Annotated in this window: 9 protein-coding genes; 7 read left to right on the forward strand and 2 right to left on the reverse strand. The window is 51.0% G+C overall.

Annotated elements, in window-relative coordinates:
* From QVO39_RS05960 to QVO39_RS05980, 5 genes are all read left to right on the forward strand, one after another.
* Nucleotides 1–1205 (forward strand): hypothetical protein (locus tag QVO39_RS05960; RefSeq protein ID WP_288171840.1); only part of this gene is annotated, 1205 nt, incomplete at its 5' end.
* Between the two features lie 114 nt (nucleotides 1206–1319).
* Complete coding sequence (locus QVO39_RS05965) at nucleotides 1320–1796, forward strand: Lrp/AsnC family transcriptional regulator (RefSeq protein WP_018028821.1); 477 nt, start codon at nucleotides 1320–1322, stop codon at nucleotides 1794–1796.
* Between the two features lie 49 nt (nucleotides 1797–1845).
* Complete coding sequence (locus QVO39_RS05970; protein ID WP_021903425.1) at nucleotides 1846–2634, forward strand: hypothetical protein; 789 nt, start codon at nucleotides 1846–1848, stop codon at nucleotides 2632–2634.
* Nucleotides 2635–2876: 242 nt separating this feature from the next.
* The gene (locus tag QVO39_RS05975; RefSeq protein WP_021903426.1) at nucleotides 2877–4172 is read left to right on the forward strand and encodes a bifunctional folylpolyglutamate synthase/dihydrofolate synthase; all 1296 of its coding nucleotides are present in this window, start codon (nucleotides 2877–2879) and stop codon (nucleotides 4170–4172) included.
* Nucleotides 4173–4183: 11 nt separating this feature from the next.
* Entirely contained in the window at nucleotides 4184–5350 is a 1167-nt protein-coding gene (locus QVO39_RS05980; RefSeq protein WP_021903427.1) for a carcinine hydrolase/isopenicillin-N N-acyltransferase family protein, read from the forward strand.
* A 256-nt stretch (nucleotides 5351–5606) separates the two neighbouring features.
* Here the strand turns inward: QVO39_RS05980 and QVO39_RS05985 are convergent, their stop codons facing one another.
* Nucleotides 5607–6803 (reverse strand): acetate/propionate family kinase, encoded by a 1197-nt coding sequence (locus QVO39_RS05985; protein WP_021903428.1) that lies wholly within the window; start codon nucleotides 6801–6803, stop codon nucleotides 5607–5609.
* A 22-nt stretch (nucleotides 6804–6825) separates the two neighbouring features.
* Entirely contained in the window at nucleotides 6826–7842 is a 1017-nt protein-coding gene (gene pta / locus QVO39_RS05990; RefSeq protein ID WP_021903429.1) for a phosphate acetyltransferase, read from the reverse strand.
* Between the two features lie 96 nt (nucleotides 7843–7938).
* On the opposite strand from pta, the gene QVO39_RS05995 reads away from it, so the two are divergent.
* The gene (locus QVO39_RS05995; RefSeq protein WP_288171842.1) at nucleotides 7939–8919 is read left to right on the forward strand and encodes a tyrosine-type recombinase/integrase; all 981 of its coding nucleotides are present in this window, start codon (nucleotides 7939–7941) and stop codon (nucleotides 8917–8919) included.
* Nucleotides 8888–9178 carry a ribosome hibernation-promoting factor, HPF/YfiA family gene (hpf, locus tag QVO39_RS06000; RefSeq protein WP_021903431.1) on the forward strand — a complete coding sequence of 97 codons (291 nt, stop codon included), beginning with the start codon at nucleotides 8888–8890 and terminating at the stop codon, nucleotides 9176–9178. The genes QVO39_RS05995 and hpf overlap by 32 nt, the downstream gene beginning before the upstream one ends.
* Nucleotides 9179–9407 lie beyond the last annotated feature (229 nt).

Below are 9407 nucleotides of genomic sequence, written 5' to 3' on the forward strand. Positions count from 1 at the left end.
TGCCCCCTAAGCCCACCCCTCAGGAGGAGCCAGAGAAGCCTACGCCAAAGCCCAAGGAGGATCGGCCCACCCGCCCACTGACAGGGTACGAGGGCTACATGCTCCTCTGTGAGGCAGGGCTCTCCTCGATCATCGTTAATATCCCTGATGGCGTATCGGAGCTCCCTAGTTTGCGATTGTTGGACCGCGATGGGAAGCTACTTGATCGTGATATTTATCAGGAGCTGATCAAGGAGGTACCAGCACTGGCTGTCTGTTGCGAGATGGATCTCTCCGCCTCGTCCAACTACTTTGCACTGATGACAAAGTACGATTTTACCGAGGGAAAGTATGGACCACATACCTCACGGCTCACCATTCTCCGACGGAGCGATCTTAGCCTGGTGAAGAGTATCCCTATCATCCTCCCTTCAAAGGAGTTCAACGAATGGGTCACTGGCTCTTGTACCACCAATACTGGCGACGCCTACTTTGCCCTAAACTCCCGTCGATACCGTTACCTCAATAGAGTTGATAGTGAGGAGATGATCCCCCTTCAGGGGCTTTCCTCTAACTATTTACGGTCTGCTTTTTCATACGAAGATAAGGCGTACTTCGTCTTGAGAGACGACCCTAATATCTACCTATTTAGCAATGGATCCGAAAAGGCAAAGTCGATTCCAATCGCTTCGAAAGGAGGTATCAGAGCCGATAACGCTGCTGGAGACTACCGTGTGCTTACCGATAATGATGGGCGGAACTTCCTTTTCTCCCTCAAGGAGTCGAAGGTGGTTGCTACCTTTTGGACCTCCCCATCGATTGGTCGAGGGAGCTACTATGATACAAAGGAAGGGTACCTCTACTTCACTACTGCCACAGGCTCCGATGCCAAGATGCGTAGCCTATACCGCATCCCACTGAAGCTGGATAACTCCTCTGAGCAATTCCCCGAGGCGGAGCTCTATTTTAGGATCGGTAGCCGTACCGAGTATGATAGTCGCCAAGGCTACTTCCTTACGATCGGTGCAGACCCCTATACACGGAAGCTCTATCTTTCGTGGTTGGATCAAGGGAGGACTGGGCCGGCAGTAGAGAATCGAACCAAGATGTATCAGCTACCGATGTTGGGCAAAGAGGAGACGCTACCAGTGAAGTCACTAGCTCTCTATCATCTACATCGTACCTACAACATCAGCTCTATCTATCACTATCGACAGCTTCCTTAACAAACAAGATCGGTTGGGTGCTGTGAATTGACTTGTTTTTTGTTATCTTTGTCGGAAGAACTGAAACACTTTGTCCAATTCACTAGCAAGCACGTACATTTTAATAATACCGGTATGAAGAAGATAGACGAGATTGATATCAAGATTATCAACATGCTCTCTGAAGATGCACGCAGACCCTATATGGATATTGCAGAGGCGTGTGACCTATCCAGAGCAGCCATACACCAGCGTATCCAGAGACTTATTGGTAGCGGTATCCTACAGGGGTCACGAAGCTGCATCAATTACAACGCGCTCGGATACAAGACCCTCACGTACGTAGGAATCGTGCTAGAAAGAGGATCACTCTACAACACGGTAGTGAAGCAAGTGGAGCAGATCTCGGAAGTGGTGGAGATACACTACACCACAGGGCCGTACACTATGCTCATTAAGCTATACGCAAGAGATAATGACCACCTGATGCACATCCTCAATGACCAGCTTCAGCAGATTGAGGGAGTGGTCTCTACCGAGACACTTATCTCACTCAAGCAAAGTCTACAGCGCCCATTTGTAGTGAAAGAAAGCAACGAAGAGGACGAATAACCCACTCTAGGCAGAGTATAGAGAACAGGTATAAAGGAGAAATAAGGATATGAATTACAATCAAAGAAATGCATTTGAGAGAGATGGAGATCTCCGGTTTGATGCAGATAGTCACACCTACACACATATCGGGAGGATTGAGCCCCTCACATCGGTCACCTCGTTCATTGCCTCCTTTTTCGACCCCTATGACCCTTACTTCTGGATTAATCGCGATGATAAGCTTACCGAACTGCAGAAGGAGCAAAAAAAGCAGGAGCAGGATAGTAAAGGTTATGTCGCACGCAACTTGGGCACCTTTCTGCATACTCAGATAGAGCAAAGCTTCTTGGGCGAGATCCCCGAGAGTAGTATGGACTTAGTACCTGAAGAGGGCGGTATAGGGCGGGCCTATAGCATTGAAAAGGAGATGGAGTACTTCAATCAATTTGTCCGTGACCACCGCTTAGACCCCTTCCGCACCGAGTGGATGATCTATGATGATAAGCATTGGCTAGCAGGGACGCTCGACCTACTGGTACAGGAGATGGATGGCTCCTATACAATGTACGATTGGAAACGGAGCCGACGCATGGGGCGTGAAGTAGACGGACACTTTCAGCCCAATCGGAGTAACTTCCGGCAAAAAGGGCATGGCGTGATAAGCCACCTTGATGACACCCCATTTATCCACGCTGCACTCCAGCAAAACCTCTACGCTGAGATACTAAAACGCAACTACGACATCGAGGTGAGCGATATGTACCTAGTAATCCTGAGCCCCTCTTTCTCTAGATACCATAAGGTAAGGGTGCCCAATTATGAGAACGAAGTGAAAATGATGCTCGACCTTTACTAATCCCCCCTAGAGCAATACGAAAGAAGCACCCCAGCGGGTGCTTTTTTTGTATCCCTTTGCACGAACACCTTTCTCGGACGAAGATTACCCTAGACTCCATTCTCTGACTCGTCCGACCTGTCCGCCCCGTCCGACTTGCCCGACTTCCCGATAAAAAACACCACTGGTAGGGCACCTCTACAAATCTGGAAAATAGTTATCTTTGTGAGGAATAAAGTATTACCCTATAGAGGAATAGAGAGATGACCTATCAAGAGACAACAGAATATCTATTTTCGCAATTACCACAGTTTGAAAAGGAAGGAGCTTCGGGCTATAAACCAGGACTAGAGCGAGTGGAGACCCTACTACAGCTCTGTGGCTCACCCCACAAACAGCTCACCACCCTCCACATTGCCGGCTCCAATGGCAAAGGCTCTAGCAGCACTATGTTGGCGGCTACCCTTGCGGAGAGTGGTCTTCGGGTGGGGCTATTCACCTCCCCCCACCTCGTCGACTTCCGTGAGCGGATTCGCATCAATGGGGAGATGGTATCGGAGGAGTTTGTCGTCCAATTTGTAGAGATGATACGGCAGAAGATGCCACCAGAGCTATCCCCCACTTTCTTTGAGCTCACCACCGCTCTTGCCTTCGCCTACTTTGCGAAAGAGCAGGTAGATATCGCCGTGATAGAGGTCGGCATGGGCGGTCGATTGGATAGCACCAACGTGATACAGCCCTTGGTCAGTCTCATCACCAATGTGAGCATGGACCACGCCCAATACCTCGGCAATACCCTACCCCTTATTGCTGGCGAGAAGGCAGGCATCATCAAGCCACACACCCCTGTAGTGCTGAGCCGAAGCTCTGAGAAAGAGGTGACCGAGGTAGTGGTGGCAAAGGCCAAAGAGCTCCAGGCTCCCCTTACCCTCGCCGACCGAGAGGAGGAGATATTGATGTACCAATCACTTAAGATTGGATACAAGGTAACCACCGCCCACTTTGGCACCTTCACCCTACCGCTAGGAGGGGAATATCAGATCGAAAACCTTGGGGGTGTGCTACAGGTGCTGCTACTACTCCGCACCAAGGGATATGAGATTGAGGATACCGCCTTGCACCAGGGGTTGCAGAGATTAAGTCACTACGGACTGAGGGGGCGATTGGAAGTGATTCAGCAGACCAACCCCACTATCGTCATTGATACAGGGCACAATCCCGATGCCTGGCAACACCTTGCCCCCACCCTACAACAGTGGCAAAAGGAGGGCGGTCTCGTGATGCTCATCGGTATGGCGGGCGATAAAGATGTGCCCCACGTGGTAACCCAATTTCCTTTGGAAGCTCACTATATCTTCTGCCAAGCCCACACGCCACGAGCCCTTCCTGCCACAGAGCTCCAAGCTCTTGCCAAGGCAGTCGGTGTCACCCATAGCGAGGTGATCCCCGACATACACGAGGCGTACAAAGTGGCGATACAGAGAGCTAAGGAGCTAGGTGCCGAGACCCTTTTTGTAGGTGGAAGCAACTACGTCATTGGAGAATTACTCACCCATTAATGCATAACACTATGAAAAAACTACTCACCACACTGCTATTGCTTTTGGCTACCACACAAGCCATCGCCTGCACCACTGCTGTGCTATCAGGTCGCTTCACCAAGAATGGGCGACCAATGATCTGGAAACTCCGCGACACCGAAGCGTACGACAATCATATGCAACGCTTCGAAAGCCCCCTCGGCTACTATGTCGGTTTGGTCAACGACTCCGACACCCTTGGCCTACAGGTGTGGGGTGGACACAATAGCCACGGCTTTGCCATTATGAATAGTGCCTCCTTCAATGTCAACCACGGCTATACTGGCGATTACATTGATCAGGAAGGCGTGCTGATGAAGCGTGCCCTCGCCGAGTGTCGCAACCTCACAGAGTTTGAAGCACTCCTCAATGCCCTCCCCCGACCTATGGGATTGGCGGCCCATTTTGGAGTCATTGACGCCGAAGGGGGTGCAGCGTTTTACGAAGTGAATAATGAGACTTGGACCAAGTTTGATGCCAATGAGGCTCCCGAAGGGTACGTTCTTCGCACCAACTTTTCCTATACCGGCACCGAAGACGAGGGGTATGGATATGTCCGCCTCCGCTGTGCAGCTAATCTATTCACCCCTCTAAAGCCAGGAGAGGTGACTGTAGAGCTACTTGGCAGTCGCTTGAGCCGCTCCATGTACCACGGTCTGATGGAGATAGACTATCGAGAACTGGCAGAGGAGGGGCAGCTCCCTAGTCGCAGCGGATTTGTTGATTCCGACGACCTCATCGCACGCTATGATACCAGTTCAATGATCCTGGTAGAGGGGGTAGCCAAAGGCGAAAACCCTGAGCTCACCACCTCATGGGTGGAGATCGGACAGCCCTACCTCTCTCCTCTTATTCCCGTGTGGACCATCAACGAAATCCCCGCTGAGCTTCAGAGAGCTACGCCTGATAGGGAGACCATCGCCTCACTAGCCAAACAGCTAAAGCGGGAGAAGCTCTACCCACTTCGCACGGTAGAGGAGAGTCGCTACCTCTATATGCCGCTCATCTACCGCCCCGATGGCACTGGCCTCGCACAGCAATTAGAAGCCCTTGAGGCAGAGTACATCCCTCGCCTACAAGCCAACCACGACCCGCAACTCCAGCAAGAGATGATCCAAAAAGCCCTCCAACTACAACGCCACGCCCTCGCCAAATAAGCATGGTGCCTCTCTGCCAGAACCTTATCGGACAGGGCAGACAAGTCGGACAGGTCGGCAAATGGGACGAGAGTATAGGGAGAAATCAAGTGAAGCACTTGCCAACTTGTCCGAATCGTCCGACTTGCCAACTTGTCCGACTTGTCCGATAAGGTACTTTATCAGACGGCTCGGACACTATGGAGCTCATGGGATATCCTTTAAAAATAGCCCCCTCGGTTTTCCGAGGGGGCTACTCATATATATAAGGTGTATCTTACTTCACGAGGGCGAGAGTATCGCGAGCGATCAGTAGCTCCTCATCGGTAGGCACGATGAGTACTTTCACCTTACTACGGTCGGTAGAGAGGACTACCTCCTTAGCTCTTACACTATTATTGAGCTCCTTATCAATCTCAATACCAGCATACTCCATGTGGTCACATACATACTCGCGGGTGCTAGCTTGGTTCTCACCTACACCACCAGTGAATATGATGGCATCTGCTCCGTCGAGTAGTGCGAGATAAGCTCCCACATACTTCTTGATACGGTGGTCGTACATAGCTAGGGTAAGCTTTGCACGCTCATTGCCCTCGGAGATGGCCTTCTCCAAGTCGCGCATATCGCTAGAGATGCCTGAGAAGCCGGCAACGCCCGACTCCTTATTGATCAATTGGCTCAATCCCTTGGCATCTAGCCCCTCTTGCTCCATAATGAATACGAGTGCTCCTGGATCCACATCACCAGTACGAGTACCCATCATCAAGCCTTCGGTAGGGGTCAATCCCATAGAGGTATCGAGTACCTTACCGCCCTTGATAGCAGTAACGGAACCACCATTACCAATGTGGCAGGTGATGAGCTTTGCTTTGTGGTAGTCAAGGCCTAAAATCTCACAAGCACGCTGGCTCACATAGCGGTGGCTAGTGCCGTGGAACCCGTAGCGACGCACCTTGAGATCGCTATACATACGGTAAGGAAGGGCATACATATAGGCCTCTGGCTCCATACTCTGGTGGAAGGCGGTATCAAATACAGCTACCTGCTTTACGTTTGGAAGAAGCTTGGTGATAGCATCCACGCCCTTAAGGTTGGCAGGGTTGTGGAGAGGTGCCAACACGCTGATCTCATCAACTGCCTTAAGCACTTCGTCATTGATCAATACGCTCTCGCTGAATCTCTCACCACCATGCACCACACGGTGTCCTACTGCGCCGATCTCCTCGTAGCTCTTGATGAAGCTATACTTAGGATTGATCAGGGTATCGAGGATCAGCTCCACGGCCTCCTTTTGGGTAGGCATATTGTGCTCAATAACTACCTTCTCTCCATCAGAGGTCTTGAACTTCAGGAAAGAGTCGGGCAGACCGATCTTCTCTACACCACCACTGGTAATCTCCGACTCATTCTGCATATTGTAGAGCTTATACTTTACTGATGAGCTCCCACAGTTTAGCACTAATATCTTCATAATCTATCTATTTCTTTCTCGTTTACTTATTATTCAATGCGGCAGTTGCCTGGTTGCTGGTGATGGCTACCATGTGATATACGTCCTCTACGGAGCAGCCACGGCTAAGGTCGTTGACAGGCATAGCGATACCTTGGAGGATAGGGCCAATCGCTTCGGCACCACCTAGACGCTGTACCAGCTTGTAGCCGATATTGCCCGACTGAAGGTCGGGGAAGATAAGCACGTTGGCATGACCTGCCACCTTGCTACCTGGTGCCTTGCTGCTACCAGTCTTGAGGTCAAGGGCAGCATCGGCCTGCAGCTCACCATCGATAGCGAGCTCTGGAGCGAGCTCCTGAGCTAGTCGAGTAGCCTCTGTCACCTTATCTACATTCTCATGCTTAGCACTTCCCTTAGTGCTGAAGCTGAGCATCGCCACCTTTGGCTCAATGCCCACTAGGGTCTTAGCCGTTTCGGCACTAGAGACGGCAATCTGAGCTAGCTCCTCAGCAGTTGGGGCAGGCATCACGGCGCAGTCGCCAAAGACGAGGGTACCATCGGCACCATATTGAGGCGCCTTGGTGAGTAGGATAAAGGCACCGCTCACCACCTTGATACCAGGGGCGGTCTTGATGATCTGAAGGGCTGGACGAAGTACGTTGCCAGTAGTGTTTTGGGCACCTGCCACCTCACCATCGGCATCACCCGCCTTGATCATAAGGCAAGCGAGGTATAGTGGATTCTCGGCTAGAGCAGTTGCCTCCTCTAGGGTCATCCCCTTCTTCTTACGAAGCTCATAAAGGATATTGGCATACTTCTCCTTATCGGGATTGCCCTTGGGGCAAACGAGGGTAGCCCCTGTAGCGATGTGTGTGAGCCCTAGCTCCTTGGCTTTCGCTTTAATCTCATCTGGATTACCGATCAGGATAAGGTCGGCTACCCCTTCGGCTAAAATCCTATCGGCAGCACGTAGTGTGCGCTCCTCTAGCCCTTCTGGCAATACGATGCGACGCTTTGCCGCTTTGGCATTGGCCACAATCTTCTCAAGTAGTTGCATAATGCTTTAGTTTTAGTTGTTCGTATGTTATTTATATTTGATCAGTATTAATCACTATAGGCACACAAATTTACCAAAAAAGTGTAACTTTGGGCTATGATGGATGGAATACTCGAACGATACAGGAGATATCTGCAGTATGAGCGAGGGATGTCGGAGCTCTCGATTGTCGCCTACCTCACCGATATAGAGCACTGGCTCACGCTGGAGGAGTGCAATGAATTGGAGGGGGAGGCACTGGAGCAGTTTTTGTGTTCGGTGGATACCCGACGGGCAAGAAAATCGCTCATAAAACTGATGGAGACGCCCGATACCACTCGCAGCGTGAAGCGACGGCTTTCGGCACTCAGAAGTCTCTACGGCTATCTAATGAAGATCGAAAAGGTGGAGCACAACCCATTCAAGGCGGTACAGGTGCCGAAGGATGGGCAGTATCTCCCCACTTTTGTCAATGCCGATCTGCTCACTCGCCATATCGAACGGCTCTACAAGGAGGCGGAGGAGGAGCCGACTAGTGAAGGGAAACGAGTAGCGTGGCAGCGGGCCTTTGTAGTGGACCTACTTTTCCAAACAGGAATGCGTCGGGCGGAGCTATTGGGACTGCATTTGGGGGATATAGATACCACGAAAGGGGAGCTGAAGGTACTCGGAAAACGGAATAAAGAGCGAATTATACCGCTCGGTCCTTTGATTTGTCAGAAAATAGATTTATATTTGGGGTACAGAAGTCCAAAGGTGGAGACAGAGGTCTTTTTACTCAATGACGAGGGCAAGCCAGCCAAGGCAGATTATGTGTACAAAGTGGTGAAGGAGGCACTGGCCCCACTGCCACAATACTCAAGGAAAAGCCCGCATATCCTACGGCACAGTTTTGCCACAGCGATGCTCAATAATGGGGCGGACCTGTTGAGCGTCAAGGAGCTACTAGGACACGACTCTATCTCTAGCACAGCAGTCTACACACACACCACTTTTGAGGAGCTTCGTAAAATGTATAACGCACACCCTAGAAGTAGGGAGTCTAGTAAAGAAAGGAGAACAAACCATGAAGACGAAGGTACAGGCAGTCAACTTTGACATGACAGAGAAGTTGCAGGAGTTTGTAGAGAAGCGTGTCGCCAAGCTAGAGCGATTCTATGCCGAGATCATCGATGCAGAGATCGTCCTCACATTGGAGAAGCCTGAGCAGGCAAATAATAAGAAGGCTCGAATCACTCTCGCAATCAAGGGGCCAGACCTCTTTAGTGAGAAGCAGGCCGATAGCTTTGAGGAGGCAGTGGTAGAGGCGTGTGAAGCACTCGAAAGGCAACTGGAAAAGCACAAGGAGCGTAAATAATAGATACTAAATAGCAAGGTCATAGGCTACAGGGTCACAAGACTCTGTAGCCTATTTTTTGGTGGCTGGAGTGGCCTTGCGGGGGTGCCCTTCTCGGACAAGTCGGACGAGTCAGACAGGTCGGACACCGCCACCTGCTGCGGTGGCTATCTGCGGGGCTAGCTACGATGGCTAGCTGAGGTGGCTGGTTGTGGTGGCTAGCTGCGGGGCTAGCTGGGCGTCCGACTTG

The organism is Porphyromonas sp. CAG:1061, from assembly GCF_000435035.1.
Classification (GTDB): Bacteria; Bacteroidota; Bacteroidia; order Bacteroidales; family Porphyromonadaceae; genus Porphyromonas_A; species Porphyromonas_A somerae.

What these genes read in the sequence shown, in the direction of transcription:
- QVO39_RS05965 (WP_018028821.1), top strand. Translation starts at nt 1,320, where the DNA reads ATGAAGAAGATAGACGAGATTGATATCAAGATTATCAACATGCTCTCT.
- QVO39_RS05970 (WP_021903425.1), top strand. Translation starts at nt 1,846, where the DNA reads ATGAATTACAATCAAAGAAATGCATTTGAGAGAGATGGAGATCTCCGG.
- QVO39_RS05975 (WP_021903426.1), top strand. Translation starts at nt 2,877, where the DNA reads ATGACCTATCAAGAGACAACAGAATATCTATTTTCGCAATTACCACAG.
- QVO39_RS05980 (WP_021903427.1), top strand. Translation starts at nt 4,184, where the DNA reads ATGAAAAAACTACTCACCACACTGCTATTGCTTTTGGCTACCACACAA.
- QVO39_RS05985 (WP_021903428.1), bottom strand. Translation starts at nt 6,803, where the DNA reads ATGAAGATATTAGTGCTAAACTGTGGGAGCTCATCAGTAAAGTATAAG.
- pta (WP_021903429.1), bottom strand. Translation starts at nt 7,842, where the DNA reads ATGCAACTACTTGAGAAGATTGTGGCCAATGCCAAAGCGGCAAAGCGT.
- QVO39_RS05995 (WP_288171842.1), top strand. Translation starts at nt 7,939, where the DNA reads ATGATGGATGGAATACTCGAACGATACAGGAGATATCTGCAGTATGAG.
- hpf (WP_021903431.1), top strand. Translation starts at nt 8,888, where the DNA reads ATGAAGACGAAGGTACAGGCAGTCAACTTTGACATGACAGAGAAGTTG.